Source organism: Verrucomicrobiota bacterium, assembly GCA_021413925.1.
Taxonomy (GTDB): Bacteria; Verrucomicrobiota; Verrucomicrobiia; order Chthoniobacterales; family UBA6821; genus UBA6821.
Genome location: JAIOPL010000026.1, coordinates 36082 through 54239, shown reverse-complemented (window position 1 = coordinate 54239; position 18158 = coordinate 36082). Strand labels below are relative to the sequence as shown.

General features: G+C 56.5%; 15 protein-coding genes. 7 read left to right on the top strand and 8 right to left on the bottom strand.

Annotated elements, in window-relative coordinates; genetic code table 11:
- Positions 1–5: 5 nt before the first annotated feature.
- On the top strand, positions 6–1175 hold the full coding sequence (locus tag K8R57_10070; GenBank protein ID MCE9588644.1) for a class I SAM-dependent rRNA methyltransferase: 1170 nt from the start codon (positions 6–8) through the stop codon (positions 1173–1175).
- Positions 1176–1383: 208 nt separating this feature from the next.
- Here K8R57_10070 and K8R57_10065 read toward each other — a convergent pair whose 3' ends face one another.
- The 5 genes from K8R57_10065 to moeB form a co-directional block, all read right to left on the bottom strand.
- On the bottom strand, positions 1384–2112 hold the full coding sequence (locus tag K8R57_10065) for an HAD hydrolase-like protein (GenBank protein MCE9588643.1): 729 nt from the start codon (positions 2110–2112) through the stop codon (positions 1384–1386).
- A complete protein-coding gene (gene infC, locus K8R57_10060) occupies positions 2102–2734 on the bottom strand; it encodes a translation initiation factor IF-3 (GenBank protein MCE9588642.1) in 633 nt (210 codons plus the stop codon). Before infC ends, K8R57_10065 begins: the two co-directional genes overlap by 11 nt.
- 147 nt (positions 2735–2881) lie before the next feature.
- On the bottom strand, positions 2882–4804 hold the full coding sequence (thrS, locus tag K8R57_10055; protein ID MCE9588641.1) for a threonine--tRNA ligase: 1923 nt from the start codon (positions 4802–4804) through the stop codon (positions 2882–2884).
- An 18-nt stretch (positions 4805–4822) separates the two neighbouring features.
- On the bottom strand, positions 4823–5050 hold the full coding sequence (locus K8R57_10050) for a hypothetical protein (protein ID MCE9588640.1): 228 nt from the start codon (positions 5048–5050) through the stop codon (positions 4823–4825).
- Between the two features lie 3 nt (positions 5051–5053).
- Entirely contained in the window at positions 5054–6244 is a 1191-nt protein-coding gene (gene moeB, locus K8R57_10045) for a molybdopterin-synthase adenylyltransferase MoeB (GenBank protein MCE9588639.1), read from the bottom strand.
- A gap of 101 nt (positions 6245–6345) precedes the next feature.
- Between moeB and K8R57_10040 the strand changes: the two genes are divergently transcribed.
- From K8R57_10040 to K8R57_10025, 4 genes are all read left to right on the top strand, one after another.
- Positions 6346–8208, top strand: coding sequence for an O-antigen ligase family protein (locus K8R57_10040; protein MCE9588638.1), 1863 nt, complete (start codon positions 6346–6348; stop codon positions 8206–8208).
- A gap of 605 nt (positions 8209–8813) precedes the next feature.
- Positions 8814–10025 (top strand): outer membrane beta-barrel protein, encoded by a 1212-nt coding sequence (locus K8R57_10035; GenBank protein ID MCE9588637.1) that lies wholly within the window; start codon positions 8814–8816, stop codon positions 10023–10025.
- 104 nt (positions 10026–10129) lie between these two features.
- A complete protein-coding gene (locus K8R57_10030) occupies positions 10130–12274 on the top strand; it encodes a polysaccharide biosynthesis tyrosine autokinase (GenBank protein ID MCE9588636.1) in 2145 nt (714 codons plus the stop codon).
- Positions 12275–12278: 4 nt separating this feature from the next.
- A complete protein-coding gene (locus K8R57_10025; GenBank protein ID MCE9588635.1) occupies positions 12279–12842 on the top strand; it encodes a polysaccharide export protein in 564 nt (187 codons plus the stop codon).
- A 24-nt stretch (positions 12843–12866) separates the two neighbouring features.
- Here the strand turns inward: K8R57_10025 and trpB are convergent, their stop codons facing one another.
- Positions 12867–14099 carry a tryptophan synthase subunit beta gene (gene trpB, locus K8R57_10020; GenBank protein ID MCE9588634.1) on the bottom strand — a complete coding sequence of 411 codons (1233 nt, stop codon included), beginning with the start codon at positions 14097–14099 and terminating at the stop codon, positions 12867–12869.
- 56 nt (positions 14100–14155) lie between these two features.
- Positions 14156–15157 carry an A/G-specific adenine glycosylase gene (locus tag K8R57_10015; GenBank protein MCE9588633.1) on the bottom strand — a complete coding sequence of 334 codons (1002 nt, stop codon included), beginning with the start codon at positions 15155–15157 and terminating at the stop codon, positions 14156–14158.
- A 94-nt stretch (positions 15158–15251) separates the two neighbouring features.
- On the opposite strand from K8R57_10015, the gene rnhC reads away from it, so the two are divergent.
- Positions 15252–16178 (top strand): ribonuclease HIII, encoded by a 927-nt coding sequence (rnhC, locus tag K8R57_10010; GenBank protein MCE9588632.1) that lies wholly within the window; start codon positions 15252–15254, stop codon positions 16176–16178.
- A complete protein-coding gene (locus tag K8R57_10005) occupies positions 16175–17233 on the top strand; it encodes an FAD-dependent oxidoreductase (GenBank protein MCE9588631.1) in 1059 nt (352 codons plus the stop codon). Before rnhC ends, K8R57_10005 begins: the two co-directional genes overlap by 4 nt.
- On the opposite strand, the gene K8R57_10000 is transcribed toward K8R57_10005, so the two are convergent.
- A complete protein-coding gene (locus K8R57_10000) occupies positions 17217–18098 on the bottom strand; it encodes an AraC family transcriptional regulator (GenBank protein ID MCE9588630.1) in 882 nt (293 codons plus the stop codon). The genes K8R57_10005 and K8R57_10000 overlap by 17 nt on opposite strands.
- Positions 18099–18158 lie beyond the last annotated feature (60 nt).

The window sequence follows — 18158 nt, the reverse complement described above, 5'->3', positions numbered from 1 at the left end:
TTTTTATGGGAGGAATCATCGTACGCCCTCGGGCACGCATCCTGCACGGTCATGACTGGGTCTATGGCACCGAGGTGCTCAAAACCTTCGGAAGCCCCGAGGATGGCGATGTCATCTCGGTCAAGGATGGCCGTGACCGCATGCTCGGAAGTGCCGTCTACAACTCCAAGTCACAGATCGTCGCCCGTCGCTTCTCGCGCCGGAGGCAGGACCTGGATGCGGATTTCTTTCAGCGTCGCATCCAGCGGGCACAGGAATACCGGGACAACCTAGGCATCGATCCGCTCGTGCGGCGCGTTCTCTGGAGCGAGAGTGATGGGCTTCCCGGAGTGATCGTCGACCGTTTCGGCCCGGTGGCGACCTTGCAGACCCTCACGATGGCCATGGATCTGCGGCGTGATCTGATTGCTTCTGCTCTCAAGGAAGAGCTCGGCGTTGAGAGCGTTGTCGAGCGCAATGACTCCTCATCCCGTAAGCTGGAAGGGCTCGAGGTCAGGACAGGAACGCTGCTAGGACCAGAGCCGAGTCCCTTCGAGATCATGGTCGCGGGAATGAAATTCCAACTTGACCCGATCCACGGGCAGAAGACCGGTTTCTATCTCGACCAGAGCACCAGCTACCGTCAAGTGGCTGCATGGGCGAAGGGCCGCCGGGTGCTCGACTGTTTCTCCAATCAGGGCGCTTTTGCCATTGCCTCCGCTCAGGCTGGAGCCACGGAAGTCACCGCTGTGGAATCCGGAAAAGAAAACCTGCCCCGGATCGAGGCGAATGCCCTTCTCAACAACGTCACCATCAAAGTTGTCGGTGCGGATGTCTTTGAGTTTCTCTCCTCGGCGGCAAGACGCGAGGAGGAGTACGATCTGATCATCCTCGACCCCCCTCCCTTCACTCGCACGCGCAAGGGAATCGCCGATGCTTTGCGCGGTTACCGCGAGCTTCATCTGAAGGCCGCACAGTTGCTTTCCAGAGACGGACTGCTCGCCACCTTCTCCTGCTCACATCATGTCTCTGCTGAAGAATTCGGCAGTAGCGTGGCCGAGGCTTTCGGCGATGCACGCAGGACGGCACGTCAGTTGCAGACCTTCGGACAGAGTCCCGACCATCCGATCCTTGTCGGCTTCTCCGAGAGCGAATACCTCAAGGGTTTCCTCTACGGGATGACGGCCTCGTTTTAGGGGGGAGAAAAACTCACAGGGATGCAAGGGATGAAGGAGATGGATGGAAGAAGTGATGGCCAATTTCCCTAAAATCTTACGCCCTAAGATTACTGTGGTTTTGTTTTTCGGGATCCCATTTATCCCCTTCACCTCTGTGAGTTTCTTCAGTTTCCTGTCTTCCTGAGTTCCAAATTCAAAAACTCTCTGCGCCTCCGCGCGAGATATTTCAGTCTTGGTTCGGCGCGATCGCTGCCATGACGGCGGCGGGATCGGAGAAGTCGTCGAAGAGGAAGTCGGGTTGGTGTGAAGCAAGTTCCTCCCGTGCGTATTTGCCCGTGGCAACGGCGACGGTGACCGCGCCGAAAGCCTTCCCGCACTCGATGTCGCGGGGGGTGTCTCCGATCACGTAGATCCGATCAGGGGTAAATTCCTCCCCGTGCTCCTGGAAAGCTCGCGCCTGCGCGACGGGCCCCAGTTCGTTCCGGAGATGATGGTCGTCGGCATAGGCGCCGAAGCCAAAGTAGTGCCAGACGCCATAGTGGGAGAGCTTCACCTCGGCTCCCGCGGCGAGATTCCCTGTGAGGAGTGCAAGGAGGCAGTCGGGGCGTTCCATCATCCGGTCAAGCAGGGGGATGATTCCCGGCAGGAGGCGGCCCTGATGGCGGTGCATCCGGTCGGCAAGCCTCGAGAGATAGGCGTCGAGCAGGGCCATGACGTTTTCCTGAGTCGGCTCCATGCCGGCCGCCAAGAGGACGCTGCGGGCGATCCCCGTGTCGGTATTGCCTGCGAAATTAACCCCTTCCAGAGGTGAGAGTCCCCCGCAGATTTCCTCGACGGCCTCGTGAAAAGCACTCTCCCCGGCACCCCCCGAGGTGATCAGGGTGCCGTCGATGTCGAAGAGGTAGAGACGCTTGCTGGCGGGTATAGCCGGTGAATGATCGGAATCAACCGGCATGATTCTCTTCCTTGCCTTCGGCTGTAACTGTCTCGGCTGTCTCGTCAGTCTCTTCCTCATCTTCGTCGGAATCAACGTCCTCGACATATTCCTCCTCGATCTTGGCGTATTTTCGCTTCCGTTTGGCGGCGGGGAGAGGGCTCATAGTCATGCCGACGGCACGACCCACGATTTTCGGGGGCATGTCCACCAGGGCCATGGTCTCGAGGTCCTGCTTGATCTTGTACATCATCGCCAAGCCGAGATCCTTGTGAGCGTTCTCACGGCCACGGAATTGGAGAACAATCTTAAGTTTGTTCCCCTTCTCAATGAACTCCTCGGCATGACGAAGCTTGGTCTCGTAATCATGGGCGCCGATCTTCACGCGGAACTTGATCTCCTTGATCTTGGTTGCGCTGTGCTTGCTCTCCTTCTCCTTCTTGGTGAGCTCATACTTGAACTTTCCGAAATCGGCGATCCGACAGACGGGAGGATTGGCGGTCGGCGCCACCTCGATCAGGTCGAGGCCGTAGGACTTGGCGCGGCGTATGGCCTCGTCGGTGTTCAGGATACCGAGTTGCTGGCCTGTGGAGCCGATGATGACGCGCACTTCGCGGGAGCGAATGCGGTCGTTAATACGAATGAATGCTGGATTAATGGGACTTTAATGCGCCTCCGTCTTGCGGAGGCACGGGGTTGTGACGGCATGTGGATGCCGGCTGGTGGCTGACTGCTGGAACAAGGAAACCAAAGGAATCAAAAGGATCAGGCAACGGAATGATCAACCCGCTCATACGGTGAGCGTGCGGTCGCGGATTTCGGATTCGATTCGTTGGATGAATGCATCTGCTGCGATGGCCCCTTCGTCGCCGTGTTGACGGCTGCGAATGGAGAGCTGGCCGGCGGCCTCTTCCTTGGGTCCGACAACGATCATGTAGGGAACCTTATCAAGCTGGGCAAGGCGAATCTTGGAGGCGAGCTTTTCGGGTGAGAGATCGGCGGTTGCGCGGATGCCTTTAGCTTTCATTTCGGTGACCATCTTTTGTGCGTACTCGGCAACTTTTTCGGAGACTGGCAGGATGCGGGCCTGCTCGGGAGCAAGCCAGACTGGGAAGTCTCCGGCGAAGTGCTCGATCAGGACGCCAGTGAACCGTTCGAGTGATCCGAAGGGAGCCCGGTGGATCATTACGGGGACATGGGGCTTGCCGTCCGCACCCGTGTAGGAGAGGTCGAAGCGGACGGGAAGGACGTAATCGACCTGGACGGTTCCGAGCTGCCACTCACGTCCGAGGACATCCTTGACCACAAAGTCGATCTTGGGCCCGTAGAAAGCCGCTTCGCCAGGTTCCTCCGAGAAGGGGACTCCGAGGGTAGCGGCCGCATCGCGACAGGCCTGTTCGGCAAGATCCCACTGGGCTGGATTGCCGGTGAACTTGCTACTATCGGGATCGCGGAGTCCGACGCGTACCCGGTAGTCAGACATGCCGAGCGTGGTGAGCACTTTCTTCACGAGTTCGAGACATCCCTGCACCTCCGCGGCTACCTGCTCCTCGGTGCAGAAGAGATGCGCGTCATCCTGAGTGAAGCCGCGCACGCGGGTCATGCCGTTCAGCTCTCCCGACTGCTCCCAGCGGTAGACAGTTCCGAACTCCGCCAGACGCACCGGCAGATCACGGTAGCTGTGAGGCTGGGAGGCGAAGATTTTGATGTGATGGGGGCAGTTCATCGGCTTCAGCATGAAGCCATCCAGCAGACGTGTGGGATCCATCACGCGTTCGGATGAGACGATTTCCTTGCCTGCCCGCTCGTTCAGCGAGTTGGCAAAGGATTCGGAGACCGCTTCCAGACGTGCAGTCATCTCCGCGCATCCGCATCCCTCCGAGGCGATCCGTTCGAGTTGATCCGGTTCGGGAATCGCAGGGAACTGGGACTCCTTGTAGTAAGGGAAATGGCCCGAGGTCTTGTAGAGACCGATCTTGCCAATGTGCGGCGTGAAGACCTGGGAGTAGCCTTGCTTGGCAAGCTCACCGCTGATGAAATTCTGAAGCTCCTGGCGGATGATCGCTCCCTTCGGGGTCCAGAGAATCAGACCCTGGCCGACTGCATCGTCGATGTGAAAGAGGCCCTGCTCTTTGCCGATCTTGCGGTGATCACGCTTCTTCGCCTCTTCCAGCATGGCAAACCAGTTCTCCATCTCCTCCGTGGACGAGAAGGCTGTTCCATAGATGCGCTGGAGCTGGGGGTTCTTCTCATCGCCCTGGTAGAAGGCGCTTGCCACGTGGGTGAGGCGGAAGGCCGCAACCTTAGAGGTATCTGCGACATGGGGCCCAGCGCAGAGGTCGGTGAAAGCGCCGTTGCGGTAGAGTGTGATCTCTTCTCCCTCGGGAATGCGGGTGATGATATCGAGCTTGAACTTGCTCGCGTCCGTGCGCGGTGTCAGACCGGCCAGCTCGCCCCGCTCACCCATGACAAGGGCCTCGTCCCGGCTGATGACCTCCCGCTGAAAAGGCTGTGCCTCTGCGATGATGGCGGCCATTTCTTTTTCGATTCGCTCGAAATCCTCAGGACTGATCCGGTGGGACAGCTCGACGTCGTAGTAGAAACCATTCTCGACCGGAGGCCCTGCGGCAAACTGGGCCTCAGGCCAGATCCGAAGGATCGCATTGGCCAGAATATGGGCGCAGGAGTGGCGGGTCGTTTCGAGTTCGGTCATGAAAATGGGAGATGGGAGCTAGGAGATCGGAGATGGGGTAGAACCGATCGGAATCAGCGACTCGGGGAGAAGTGAGGGGATGCCTTTCTCGACGGGATAAGCTGCAGTGCCATCTTCACGGACAAGAAAGCCGTCCGCATCATGGGAGGCGAGTGAGCGGAATTCCTCAGGTGTTGCCAGATGCAGCTGCTGTCCCGTAATGGGGCAACGAAGCAGTGAGGCGAGCTCAGTCAGCACGTCTGCCATCGGTCAGTATTTTGCGACGGAGGGGTCGATTCTGTCAGCCCAAGCCAGAATGCCTCCCTGCACATTGAAGAGCTTTGAGAAGCCGGCTCCTTGGAGTTCGCGCAGAGCGTTTGCGGAGCGGACGCCAGACTTACACTGGAGATAGATCGTGTCGGCACTGTCGAGTTCGCTCATGCGCGAGTGAAGGTCTCCAAGAGGGATGAGTTTGGCTCCGGGGATACGGGCGATATCCCACTCGAACTGCTCGCGCACGTCGATCAAGGCCACCTTTTCTCCACTCTGGAGCTTTGCCTGAAGCTCCTCGACCGTGATCTCGGGAACGGGAACCTCGGCTTCTTCGGCAGCCGCGGCCTGCGGGATGCCGCAGAAGGTGTCGTAGTCGATGAGCTCTGTGACGGTCGGATGCTCACCGCAGACCGGGCACTTGGGATCCTTGCGGATCTTGAATTCACGGAACTTCATCTTCAGTGCATCGAAGTGGACAAGGCGTCCGATCAGAGGATCGCCGATGCCGACGATCAGCTTGATCGCTTCGATCGCCTGCATCACGCCGATAATACCGGGCAGCACGCCCAGAACACCTCCCTCGGCACAACTCGGGACCATGCCTGGCGGAGGGGGCTCCGGATAAAGGCAGCGGTAGCATGGACCTCCGAGATGGGGGGCGAAGACAGTGCACTGACCATCGAACCGGAAGATGGATCCGTAGATGTTCGGCTTCTTCTGGAAGACGCAGATGTCGTTGGAGAGGTAACGCGTCGGGAAATTATCCGTCCCATCGATCACGATGTCGTAGGGTGCGACGATCTGCGCGGCGTTCTCGGAGGTGAAGAAGCAGTCGTGCAGGTCAACCTGCACGTTGGGGTTGATCTCCTTGATGGTGTCCCTAGCACTGTTGATCTTCTTGCGACCCACATCGCGGGTGCCATGCAGGATCTGGCGCTGGAGGTTGGAAAAATCAACCGTATCGAAATCGACCAGGCCGATCCGTCCGATGCCGGCAGCGGCGAGATAAAGGGCGATCGGGGAACCGAGCCCACCGGTTCCGATGCAGAGAACGCTGGCCGCCTTGATCCGCTTCTGCCCCTCGAGGGTAACCTCGGGCATGATGAGGTGGCGCGAATAGCGCGCGATCTCGTCGTTGCTCAGTTCGACAGCCGCCGTGCGGGCCGGGTCCAGAATGCTATTGCTCATAAAAAGGGTGTTATTGGTAACCTTTCGCTCCCGATGGTTCAAGGGAAAGAGGCTTCCCCGTGACTTTAAGACACGCTTTCCGCTATCATTGAGGATCAGGAATGAGACCGGTTCTTTTATCGCTTCCTTGGCTTGCCTCGATGCTACTTGCTCTCGGGATCATCGGAATGGAGATGATCGGCGGGGGGGGGAGGCCGATGTTCCCCTTGCTGGCCTGCTATATTCCGATCCTCCTGGCTGGATTTCTTTCACTGCCCGGAACATTGGGGAATCGTTCGCGACTTCCAGAGCAGGCCTTTCTTTTCATGATGATTGCAGCCCTTTATCTGATCCCAAGGACCATGGTGGGAGGTGATCCGGGGCTCAGGAGTTATGAGTTGTTGCGGATGGGTGGGCTGTTTCTGACGTATATGATCCTCTCGGTTTCCCTTGTCGACAAGGGACCGCGCCTCCTTTTGATCTTTCTGATAGGCGTATCAGCGGTTTTTCAAACTGCCGCAGAGATATACCAGATTTATTGCGATCCGTCATGGCAACCGCTTTCCATGTATTTTCCGGAGTTAAAAGCCTGCTACCCGCAAACGGTGGGCACATATGCCAACAAGAACCATCTTGCCTGGTTGTTGTGTGCAGCGGCCCTTTTCTCGCTATCAGTGGCTTGCTGGGGGCGCTTAAAATGGACTACCCGAAGCGCCTTGCTCTACTTCTGGCTCTTTTTCTCCATGGGGGTTTTTCTAAGCCTAAGCAGGGGAGGTTCCGTCTCCCTCGTCATCGGATTGGTGCTCTTCGGTCTTTGTTCCCTCATGCTGCTTTTTTTATCGGGAAACCGATCCGCATTGATCTCCGGGGTTATTGCGGCAGGCGCCATCGGGACTCTCGGGGTCGCGTTAACTTGCTTTCTTCTTGCGGATGCAAGTGTGGCATCTCGTCTTCAGGGTGTTTGGATGGATACCTTCAGGGAGGATCTGTGGCGGGCGGCGGCGCATGATTTCGGGAGGGCTCCGTTTTTTGGGATGGGCGCAGGCAGTTTCCAGTGGTCCGCCCGACTGATGATGCCCTCGGAGTCCCTGCTTGCTCACAATGATTTTGCACAATTGCTTTCCGAGTATGGGCTGATTGGCTTCCTGCTTGTTACCGCCACTCTGTCTGCTCATTTTTTTTATGGTTTGAAATGCGTTACAGGCTTCTCGCGCCTATCATTGGACAGTGGTGAGAATGGTATTCGTTTCAGTGATTCTCGAGCAATTCTGGTGGGGTGTCTCGCCGTGGTCTTGGCCGAGATAATCCATTCTTTTTTTGATTTCAACATGCATCTCGGTGCCAATGTTCTCCTTGCCGGGGCCTGTCTCGGGATGCTTGCGAACCCATGTCTCCAAAGGAGAGAAAATAAGCAGGGAAGGGCGTGGTTTGGCCCCGTTATAGGATTGATCCAGATTGCTCTCTGCCTGTTACTGACGCTGCTTTGCTTGAGAAATTGGAAAACCGAGAGGGAGGTTTTTCATGCGGATATGATGAGCCTGGGCATCGCGTCTCCAGAGGGTGCCGAAAATACGGCGCAACTCGTTGCGGCGGCAGTTCGAGCCTGTGACGCTTCGCCGATGAGCGCTAGGAATGCCAGGGTGCTTGAGGACCTTCTTGTCCGCAGCGGTCCAATTGCAGGAATGACTGTGCCGGAAGCCTTGGATCTTCGCTTGCGAGTGTTGGAGAAGGTGGAGGCGGGAGATCCCGGCGCCTGGTATCCGTCGATGAGGTTGGCTCAACTTTGGGCTGCTCTTGGAGATGAAAACCGAGCCAACAAGTCCTTTCTTCTGGCCATGCAGAGACTTCCGCTTTTTGCACTGCCCTATGAGGAATTTGCTATTTTCCTTGGGAAGGAGGGGGCTGATGAGGAATCAGCTCATTATTTTCGACTCTCCAAGCGGTTTCAGGATGCCCATGATCGTGGAGAGAGGCTTTCTCAATAAGGAATGGAGAAATCAGCTAACGTAAGTTTTTCGGCGTTAAGAAAAGCGGGGGAGATTTGAAGCTCTTTTGAGATTTATGAGACGCTTTTGACACAAACCAATTCTTGTCATTTCGGCTGATTCAGTGTGGTTTTATCAACCGATTTTTATTAATCTTTTCTCATCCCAGCTACGTGTTTTTAAGATCGTACAGTTTTGCATGGAAGACATGGCTTTTGGCGCTCGTCCTGAGCGTCCAAGCTGCGTTCCTCCATGCTCAGGAGAATCAAAGCGGAGGAGGGTCTTCCCAGGGAGGAAGTGAGGCAAGTGGAGATTCCGGAAGTGCCGCTTCATCGCAACAGCCGGCGACTCAGTCATCGTCAGTAAACAACGCTCTTCAGGTTTCCCCTCCTTCGGCCACACTTCCGACGCCACCTCTTCCCTTGCCCCCTCCGCTCCAAGAGGCGACGCCCTCCCCCTCTCCCTCGGAGGGGCAGTCACAGCCAACGCCGCCTACTGTTGCTCCGCCTGAATTTAATCCCCCAACGGCTGAAAGTCTTAATCTCCCCAGCGCACAACCCGCTGGAAATCCACAGTTCGCCCCCGCTTCGGTGGGGATGCCCAGCATGAAATTGGATGATTCGAATCCAGGTGAGGGCGCTATAGGCCCCGGACCAGGCCCTCTAGGCGGCATGTTTGACTGGGCCAAGAAGCTCCGTTTCAACGCCGCTGTGCGCAGCGGCTATGACAACAATGTCAACAGCGCGAATACCAATGCTTTGGGAAGTTGGTTCGGCAACCTGAACGGCGGGGTCAATTACCGATTCGGAGCTCCGCGACTCAATGTGAATGCCAACCTCACGGGAGGGCTCACTTGGTATCAGAACCCGCCCCCAAACCAGCAGGTTCAGGGAACTGTCGGCTTGGGGGTCTCGACCGAGTACCGCTACACCCCCCGGCTGATCCTGACGTTCAATACTTCTAGCTCCTATCAACAACAGCCTAATCCGTCGCTTATCGGCAGTTCGCAGAACCAGAATGGATCCTACATCTACACTGCCAATAGTTTCTCAGGTGCCTATCAATGGTCGGATCTCTTCACCACCATCACGCGCCTCAGCTTCACCTCCAATTTCTATTTGGATAATGTTCTCAATACCAGTGGTCAGGGATTCAATCAACCCGCCTTCTCTCAGTCTTTCCGCTGGCTTGTCAAGCCGACGACTACTGCGGTCCTGGACTACAACACAGACTACTATGGATATGCCCAGCAGGGTAACACCAGCTGGGGGCAGAGCTTATCCGCAGGATTCGACCACACCTTCAATCCTAAATGGTTCTGGAACTTTCGCGCCGGTGCCGAATTTCGAACTTATGACAATAGCGCAAGCGGCTCTGGCACCTATATCGGCCCCTATGTCGACAGCAACCTGTCTTGGGCTCTAGGACAGACCTCCTCGATTAACTGGACCGCCCATGTGGGAACTCAACCCTCCGGCCAGAATAATGTCAGTTATAGCGCCGCTGCCAGGACCGGTCTGAATTACTCACAGGGCATTACGGCCAAGTTGAGAGCCAATGCCGGCATCTTCTATCTGATTCAGAATTACAAGAATTCATCTTATGGGCCCGTCCAAGCCAACGGACAGCCGGGTCTTATCAACTACAACCAGGAGAGCATCCAAGGCAATGCCGCCCTCACGTATGAGCTAAACCGAATCTTCCAAATCGCAGCCGGGTACCAATATATGACCTCCATCACCTCGGGAGGTTCAGCAACCTCGTCCCAAGAGTACACACGTGGCATCAGTTACCTCCAACTCAATGGAGCTTTTTGAGCGTCATCCCTTGGACAATTGTGAAGGGTTGGCTTACTTTTTATGAAAATGGTTCCGATTTCTTGAACATGCGGATCCAAGTCATTCAACAGATCTAATTTTTCATGCAGTATCAACATAACGAGGGGAGCGGCGATACCGGGGAAATCAATCTCCACATGCTGGACTACTGGAGGGTCATCCGCGTCCGCCTGCCGCTCATCATCCTTGTCTTCCTGCTGGTCGTTATCACGGCTGGTGTGGCCACCTATCTGACCCCCAGGCAGTACCAGTCCTCTGTCACAATGCAGGTGAAGGAGGATAACAACAACATGCACATTTTCGGTTCGGATGGAGGACGGGGTATCGATCCTCGCTTCTCAACCACTCAGTTCCAGATTCTCCAGCGCAAGGAGATCCTCTATCCGGTCATCGACACGATGAAGCTCCTCCAGAAATGGGATCTTCGATCAAGGGATATCGCCTTCATGAAGCTGCGCGGAATGATGAGTGTTTCCGAGGTTAGAGGGACCGACCTCATCCAGATCTCTATCCTGGATAAGGATCGCCAAGAAGCTGCCGACCTAGCGAATACGATCGCGCTGGAATACCAGAGAAAGCGTATCGACGAGCAGCAGGGATGGGTGGCACGTTCCTTGGTCCAGCTTGAGGACGAGGTCAATAAGCAGCGCATCAAGACCGAAGCACTCAGGGATGCGATGACGAAGATGAGGGTCGAGGCTAAGATCAATGATTTGAATCCCGAGAGTGTGGAGGACCTCAGCCTTGCTGAGAAGAACATCCTAGTCAGCGTCGAGAGTCAGGTGAACGATGCTCGGATCCGGGTGGCGACCCTGCGTTCCAAGCAGGAACAGATCAAGGGAATGACGGATGACCAGATTATCCGGAGTCTGAAAACCTTCGAGATGGATGATGCGATGATCTCTCAGATCCTGCCCCAGTACGAGGCCTGTGTTTCTCAGGAGGCCCATATGCTCAGTTCTGGGCTTGGTGCGAATCACCCTTCCGTCCAGTCATTGCAGGCCACGAAAAAAGTCTACGCCGAACAACTGAAAAATCAGATCGGCATTCTGCGTAAGTCCCTGGCTGCAAATCTGGAGATTAACCAGAAAGCCCTTGAGGCCATGGAGCTTAAGCTGAGCGAGGCCCGAACAGGTGAGCAGGATTCCAAATCAAAAGCGCTTCATTACCAAGAGGCCAAAAACGAATATCTCAAGGCCAAGCGCATCCTAGAGTCTGCCGAGACACGTTACTCCACCGAGGCGATGCAGCGTACGATGCCCCAGAGTCCCGCCACCATCTGGGAAAAAGCCGAGGTATCCGATTTCCCGGCCAAACCCAAGGTGGGCCAGAATATGGCTATTGCCGTGGCTGTGGGATTGGCTCTCGGCATCGGGTTAGCCTTTCTGATCGAGTACCTTGATACTAGCGTGAAGACCATGCAGGACATTGAGGCTGCGCTTGGAGTTCCGGTTCTGGCAGTTATTCCGCGTGATATAGCAGTCCTCAAGGATGCCCCCGCCGACTGCTCAGATGCGGAAGGATATCGCATCATGCGGACCAATATCGAATTCAACCGTAAGTCTCCGGATGCAAATACCGTAACGCTCGTCAGTGGTGGAGTCGGTGAGGGAAAATCCACGACCCTCAATAACCTCGCTTTTACCTTTGCGAAGGGTGGCTACCGCACGCTCATTGTCGATGCGGATTTAAGGAGACCTTCTCAACACAGGTTTTTTGGAGTTGCCAACGATCGAGGGCTCACGGACTTCCTCACCACAGATATTCCATTTGAACCTCTCGTTTTGAGTACCCCTATTGACAACCTCTGGCTTATGCCGAGCGGCAGGTTGCCTATTGATGCCGTGGGAATTCTTAATTCGCAACGGATGATCGATTTGATCCAGCAGCTCAAAGCATCATACGACATGATTTTCTTTGACTCCCCCCCCATCCTAGGAGTCAGTGATGCCTCTGTCATCGCCAGTTCGGTGGATCTCACGTTGGTCGTGGTACAGCATCGTCGCTTCCCCAAAGCGATGCTGATACGTGTGAAGCAAACTTTGCAGAATGTCGGGGCCAACATTGTGGGATGCGTCCTCAACAACACGGATATCCGACACGACGAATATTACGAATACTACACGAGCTACTACCAGTACTATAGCCCACATCAGTCCAAGAATACTCCTGAGAAAACCCCTAAAAAGGATGTGTCTTCCAAGAAGGAGGCGGATGGTGAATATTAAATCCATGATGAAGCCCTTGATCCGGCATGCGCTGCTTCTGATTTTCCTTCTCTGTGGGGGAATTTCACTAAAGGCCAAAGAAGTGGCACTGCACTCTGGTGATATGTTGAGTGTTCGTCTGGCCGGTGTTCCATCCGAAGAAATCAGTCAGGTTTCGGGGGCCTATACAATTGATGGAGCTGGTGACATCAATATTCCCTATATCGGAAAAATTCGTGCCACAGGACTCAAGCAAGCCGAAGTCCAGAACAGCATTGAAACAAGTTTCAAAACCAAGGGCATCTATTCATCCCCTATCGTTACTGTCTCTGTGCAATTCGACAGGTTTGTCGACGTCGAGGGGGATGTTAGAGCCCCCCAGCGGGTGAAGTACACATCTGATCTGACGATTCTCGGCGCCATCACTGCCTGCGGCGGATTCACCGATTATGCCGATCAGACCAAGGTAACGATTACTAGAAATGGCAGCAGAACCTTTGTGAATGTCAAAAGAGTCCGTCAAAATATCGATCCGGACCCTGCCGTGGAGCCTGGTGACAAGATCTCCGTTCCAAGAAGTTTCTGGTAGGATCAGATCCCGATCAGAAAAGCTTCAGGCCCTCTCAGCCTCAAGAGCTGCCACCTGCTGCACATCCTTGTCACCTCTGCCGGAGAGATTCACCACGATGAGCTGATCGGGGGTCATCGTCGGAGCGATCTTAATCACCTCAGCGATTGCATGGGCGGTCTCGAGTGCGGGTATGATCCCTTCGATCGAGGCAAGTTTGTGGAAGGCTGCAAGAGCCTCGTCATCAGTGGCATAGGAGTAATCAACGCGACCTACGTCCTTCAGGAAGCTATGCTCAGGTCCGATCGCCGCATAATCAAGTCCCGCAGAGACCGAGTGGGTCAGTTCGATTTGTCCATCGTCATCAGCCAGAAGCCAGGTCTTAGTTCCCTGAAGAACACCTAGTTTGCCTCCTTGGAAACGTGCGGCATGCTTGCCCCGAAAAATGCCGCCACCACCGGCCTCGACTCCGGTCATCCTGACATTCTCGTCGTTAAGGAAGGCATAGAAGAGGCCGATGGCATTGCTTCCGCCGCCGACGCAGGCCACCAGAAGATCAGGTAGTCGTTCCTCGCGCTGGAGGATCTGCTTCCGGGCCTCATCCCCGATGATCCGGTGAAAATCGCGCACGATCATCGGATAGGGATGAGCCCCCAGGGCCGAACCGAGAATGTAGTGGGTGTCGCGGACATTGGTAACCCAATCACGCATCGCCTCGTTGATTGCTTCCTTCAGGGTGGCCTGACCGGCGGTGACACCAATCACCTCAGCCCCAAGAAAGCGCATGCGCGCGACATTCAGCGCCTGGCGTTCCATATCAACCGCTCCCATGTAAATGCGACATTGGAAGCCAAAGCGCGCTGCCGCCGTGGCCGTCGCGACGCCGTGCTGCCCAGCCCCGGTCTCGGCTATGATTCGCTTTTTGCCCATGCGTCGCGCTAGCAAGATCTGGCCGAGGGCATTATTGATCTTGTGAGCGCCGGTATGAAGCAGGTCTTCGCGCTTCAGGTAAATCTTGGCTCCTCCAAGCTCCTTAGTCAGGCGCTCGGCGAAATAAAGAGGGGTGGGACGACCTGCAAATTCCTGGAGTAGGGAGGCCAGCTCATTCCGGAAGGCGGGATCTTTCTTGGCCTCATCATACTGCCGCTCAAGTTCGAGCAGGGCGGTCATTAAGGTCTCCGGAACAAAACGCCCTCCGTAAGGACCGAAGTGGCCGTATTGGTCGGGAAAGCTGGTGAGGTTGCTGGTGGTGGGCGACTCGGATGCCATCGCACTCATTATGACTTGGAAGTCAATCCGCGGCAATCGCCCATCATCCAAAAGATGCAGCTATTCTACCAAGAGTTTGAGGCGAGCTTCGCGATGACTTTGCGGAAGGGCGAAGGCATCGGCAGCGCCACCAGTTCATCCAAAGTGAAGCCTTTCAGTAGGGCTGGGATCTTTCCAATCACCCGGTGAACCTTCATCTTGATTCTATAGCGTGTGACGGGATAGGTGATCTCCGAGAGTATGCGTCCGCTCGATTGAGCGTTTCCCAGTTCTGGAAGAATCCAGAGACCCCGCCAGCGAGGCCCTTGCGACTGCTCAAGATAGAGCCGATTCGCTTTCCAGAACCAGGCGCGGTGTTCGACAAGTTTGGTTGTTACGGAGCGGGGGGATTTGTTAGGGAGTTTTTTCGGATTACTCGCTACGCATGTTTTCTCGAGAGGGCAGGATGTACAGTCGGGCTCACCCGACTTGCAGATCGTTGCTCCAAGGTCCATCAAGGCAGATGCCATAGCACGGCATTCGGTTGAAGGGAAAAAACCGGCGGCGATTGCGGCAAGGTTGTTTTTCCCAAGAGCCTTATCGATGGGATCGAGCATGTTTCCCCACCGAGCCAGGACCCGGATGATGTTCGTGTCTAGTACCACGGCGCGTTGATCATGGGCAAAGGCACGGATCGCCGCCGCCGTATAGGCTCCTATTCCCGGCAGTGATAGCAGGTCTGATTCCTCGACCGGGATATCTCCTCCATGGCGCTCCATCACAGTTCGCGCCGCCGCATGAAGCCTTCGTGCCCTGGAGTAGTATCCGAGGCCTTCCCAAGCCGCGAGGACCTCCTGCTCCTCCGCCTTAGCCAAGTCGCTGATGGTTGGGAAGCGGCCCATCCAGGCATGGAACCGCGGCATCACCGTAGTGACAGTGGTCTGCTGAAGCATGAACTCCGAGACAAGGACGGCGTAGGGATTGTGCTCCTTTCGCCACGGGAGTTCATGCCTGCCGTGGAGTTTATGCCATTTCAGAAGCTCTTCACGCGCATTGCCTAAACGCTTTGTTAAGTGCGATGATTTCACTCTGGCTGCGGGTCTCTTCTGCTTGTCCACAGTAGGCTCGTAGGGCACGGTGAGAAAAACATCAAGCCGCTCCGCCTACCTTTTTCCATTTTTCATGCCCCCTCTTCACTCCCAGACCTATCCGCTGACACAAGAGCAGGCGGCAAAGTTGCAGACTCTTCTTCGCGAGCGAGGATTCACGTTCGTCGAGAAGCCGTACACCCTCTACGCGGCCACCAAGGAGAAGCTCAACATCGCAGTCTATGAGAAGGGGCCGAAGGCTCTCTTGCAGGGGCGCGGGCTGGAGGATTTCATTACCTTCGTCATGGAGCCTGAGATTCTCGGAGAGGCCCGTCTGGGCTATGAGGAGGTGCATGAGCCTGAGCAATTCGCCCCCCACTTTGGCATCGATGAGAGCGGCAAAGGGGATCTCTTTGGGCCTCTGGTGATTGCGGGGGTCTATGTTGACGGTGATTTAGCGCGGCATCTGCGCGATGCGGGCATCCGTGACAGCAAGGGGATCGGAACGGACAAGAAGATCCGGGAACTTGCCCAGGTGATTCGGAATTCGGGAGCACCCTCGGAAATTATTGTGATCGGCCCTGAAAAGTACAACCAGCTCTACATAAAGATCGGGAACCTGAACCGTCTCCTCGCCTGGGGCCATGCCCGCATTATCGAGAATCTTTGCACCCGGGTTCCGGAGTGCCGCCGTGCGCTTTCCGATAAATTCGCCGATGCGCGGGTGCTAGAGAAAGCGCTGCTTGAAAAAGGCAGTAAAATTCAGCTCGATCAGCGCACGAAGGCCGAGAGCGACTACGCCGTTGCAGCTGCATCGATCCTGGCCCGCGAGGGTTTCATCGACTGGCTAGACAAGCATGGCAAGGATCTTGAGATCACTCTGGCTAAAGGTGTCTCGGCTAAAGTGAAGTCCGCCGCCGCGGAGATCATCGCCCAATACGGCCCGTCCATGTTGCCGAAAGTCGCGAAAATGCACTTCAAGACGGCCTCGGAGGTGCTGGACGCCGCCGGATCACGATGAATTCACCCATTCACGATGTGGCGGTGATCGGAGCCGGTATCAGCGGGCTTGCAGCCGCCGGGCGACTCCGCAAGGCGGGTCTCCAGGTTGTCATGCTTGAAAAAAGCAGGGGCGTCGGCGGGCGTACCGCCACACGGCGCGTAGAAATCGCCCCCGGGGTGCAGGTGCCGGTGGATCACGGCGCTCAGTTCTTCACCGCCCGGGACATCCGGTTTCAACGACAGGTCGAGCGGTGGGAGCAGGAGGGAATTTGCTTCCCGTGGTCGGAGGGTTTCTGGACATGGAAGCAAGGAAGGCTTCACTCCCCCGACCCTCAATGGAACGAGACCCGCTATGCCTGCCGCGAGGGGATGAGTCGCCTTGGCAAGCATCTTGCTGTGGGAATCGAGGTGATCCGGGAATTCCAGGTCGACTCTGTCGTTCGGGAGGATGACCACTGGGCGCTGGCGGCCATGCCGGAACATCCGGCGGCACCCGTCGCGGCCCGTGCCCTGTTCCTCTCTGCACCGCCCCCTCAGGCGCTCAAGCTGGCGGGGGAATATCTCTCCGCCGAGCAGCGGGCGCTCGTCGAACGGATCTCCTGCGAACCCTGCGTCGCGGTCATTGCGCGTTATCCCGAGGGGACCGAGCCTCCTCCCTGGCGCGGTATCCAGGTGAGGGATCCCGAATTCAGGCTCTCATGGATGGCCTGGGATTCCTCCCGGCGGGCAAAGACCATCTCCACTGCGGGGATCGCCGTCCTGCACGGATCGGCTGGTTTCAGTCGCAGGTGGCTTGATGCATCCAAGGAGGAACTCACCATGGCCGGCAGGGAGTTGCTCGACGAGGCGGCGATGATCGCAGGGGCATGGATGAGTGCGCCCGTTGAGTTTTGGGTCCATCGCTGGCGTTACGCCCATCCGGAGGGGCCCAATGCCCCCGGCGGATTCCTCAAGGCTGAGACCGCAAGCCCACTCTATCTCATCGGTGACGGGCTCAATGGCGGACGGGTGGAGGGCGCATGGCTCTCCGGGATCGCCGCCGCCGAGGACTTCCTGATCAGTTCTTCACACTAGGTATCTCTGGTGAACCGCTGCGCCGGGACTCACGCCATGTTCCCGGGGTGGTTCCCATGGCGGCCAGGAAGCGGCGGTGAAAATGAGAGAGATCGTTGTAGCCGCACTCGAAGGCGATCGACTTGACGGGCAGGGATGTCTCGATGAGAAGGCGTGAGGCGTGGGCGAGTCGAAGCTCATGGATCCGGTCAAGCCAGGTGGTGCCGAAGAGCCGGTGGAATCGCGATGAGAAGTTCCTCCTGCTGATCCCCAACCTCGCGGCAACATGGTCCATGCTCTCCCCGACCCAGAAAGAGTGTTCGAGTTCGCAGCCGTATGCCAGGACACGCGCCTCCGCCCCGGTCTCCGTCGACGAGTCTCCGTGAGAGCGCGTGAGGGCGACCAGGAGCTGCATGGCGAGGGCCAGCGAGAGTTCCTCGGAGCAGGGGCCGGGATTGCGTTTTTCAAACAGGATCTGCCGAAGCATGGCGAGCGATCTCTCAACCAGCATGCTTTCATCCAGAAAACGGATGCGACCCAGGGAGTGATCCAGAAGTCCCGATCCTGGAAAAACCAAGGGCCTGAGACAGAGCAGATAAAGCGTCATGGGGCTGCCCGTGGCGTCGACAAAGCGGTGCTCGGTCCCTCGTGGAACGGAGAGAAGCATTGGGGCGGCGATTAAAGTGATTTCCGCCCCGACATCCCTTGTCTGAAAGGAGCCCTCGCCTTCCAGCACCAGAACCAGCTTGTAGAAATCGTCTCGCCTCCACTCCATAAAAAAACCCTCGCCGTGATGGCTTTCGATGAGGGCCAGTCCGGGCTCCGAAAATTGCGGATTCAACGGGCCGGTGACGCAAGAACCCTTTGACGCACGGGTGGTTCGCATGACCGAAGATCCACAAATATGCCCGATCTGCAAATCTTCTTTTCTGGTGTGGAGACAAAG